We start from the raw sequence: 1,924 nt of genomic DNA, 5'->3' as shown, positions 1-1,924 counted from the left end.
CCGTCCGAGGATTTCGTGGCCGAGGCCCATGTTGACGCGGCGCGCTACGACGAGATGTACGCGCGCTCGATCTCCGATCCGGACGGCTTCTGGGGCGAGCAGGCGCAGCGGCTCGACTGGATGGCCCGGCCGACGAAGATCAAGGACACCAACTTCGACTTCGGCCAGGTCTCGATCAAGTGGTTCGAGGACGGCGTCCTCAACGTCGCGCACAATTGCGTCGACCGCCACCTGCCCGCCCGCGCCGCGCAGACCGCGATCATCTTCGAGCCCGACAACCCCGAGGATCCGGCCCAGCACATCACCTATGCCGAGCTCTACGACAAGGTGAACCGCATGGCCAACGTCCTGCTCTCGCAGGGCGTCATGCGCGGCGACCGCGTGGTCATCTACCTGCCGATGATCCCCGAGGCGGCCTATGCCATGCTCGCCTGCGCCCGCATCGGCGCCATCCATTCCATCGTCTTCGCCGGCTTCTCGCCGGACGCGCTCGCCAACCGCATCAACGACTGCGGCGCCAAGATCGTCATCACCGCCGACACCGCGCCGCGCGGCGGCCGCCGCACCGCGCTGAAGTCCAACACCGACGCCGCGCTGCTGCACTGCTCGGACAAGGTGCGCTGCCTCGTGGTCAAGCACACCGGCGACCAGACCAGCTGGATCGACGGCCGCGACGTCGACGTGAAAGCGCTGATGGAGACCGCCGCGCCGGATTGCCCGCCGCGCCCGATGAACGCCGAAGACCCGCTTTTCATCCTCTATACCTCGGGCTCGACCGGCAAGCCCAAGGGGGTTGTGCACGCAAGTGGTGGATATTTGCTTTACGCCGCCCTCACCCACGAGGTGGTCTTCGACTACCACGAGGGCGACGTCTACTGGTGCACCGCCGATGTCGGCTGGGTCACCGGCCACAGCTACATCGTCTACGGCCCGCTGGCCAATGGCGCCACCACGCTGATGTTCGAGGGCGTGCCGACCTGGCCCGACGCCAGCCGCTTCTGGCAGGTCTGCGAGAAGCACAAGGTCAACCAGTTCTACACCGCCCCCACCGCGATCCGCGCGCTGATGGGCCAGGGCGACAGCTATGTGGACGGCTGCGACCTGAGCTCGCTGAAGCTCTTGGGCACCGTCGGCGAGCCGATCAACCCCGAGGCCTGGAACTGGTACAACGACAAGATCGGCAAGGGAAACTGCCCGATCGTCGACACCTGGTGGCAGACCGAGACCGGCGGCCACCTGATGACCCCGCTGCCCGGCGCCCATGCCACCAAGCCCGGCGCGGCGATGAAGCCCTTCTTCGGCATCCAGCCGGTGGTGCTCGAGCCGACCTCGGGCGTCGAGATCTCCGAGCGGCCGACCGAGGGCGTGCTGGCGATCAAGGACAGCTGGCCGGGCCAGATGCGCACCGTCTGGGGCGACCACGAGCGCTTCGAGCAGACCTACTTCCAGCAGTACAAGGGCTATTACTTCTCCGGCGACGGCTGCCGCGCCGACGAGGACGGCGACTACTGGATCACCGGCCGGGTCGACGACGTGATCAACGTATCCGGCCACCGCATGGGCACCGCCGAGGTCGAGAGCGCCCTCGTCGCCCACGCCAAGGTCGCCGAGGCCGCGGTGGTCGGCTACCCGCACGCGGTGAAGGGCCAGGGCATCTACTGCTACGTCACCCTGATGAACGACGTCGCGCCGTCGGAGGAGCTGAAGAAGGAGCTGCGCAGCTGGGTCCGCACCGAGATCGGCCCAATCGCCTCGCCCGACCTCATCCAATGGGCCCCCGGCCTGCCGAAGACCCGCTCCGGCAAGATCATGCGCCGCATCCTGCGCAAGATCGCCGAGAACGATTACGGCGCCTTGGGCGACACCTCCACCCTCGCCGACCCTTCCGTCGTCGACGACCTCATCGAGAACCGCGCAAACAAGG

At 67.4% G+C, this 1,924-nt stretch carries 1 protein-coding gene; it reads left to right on the top strand.

The window, feature by feature from the left end:
- Nucleotides 1-1,924, top strand: a 1,924-nt coding sequence (acs, locus tag LC039_RS26720) for an acetate--CoA ligase (RefSeq protein WP_226629919.1), incomplete at both ends; no start/stop codon positions are given.

The organism is Alloyangia pacifica, assembly GCF_020524285.1.
Classification (GTDB): domain Bacteria; phylum Pseudomonadota; class Alphaproteobacteria; order Rhodobacterales; family Rhodobacteraceae; genus Salipiger; species Salipiger pacificus_B.
The sequence above is the reverse complement of the archived record's forward strand: the minus strand, read 5'-3'. Positions and strand labels throughout refer to the sequence as shown.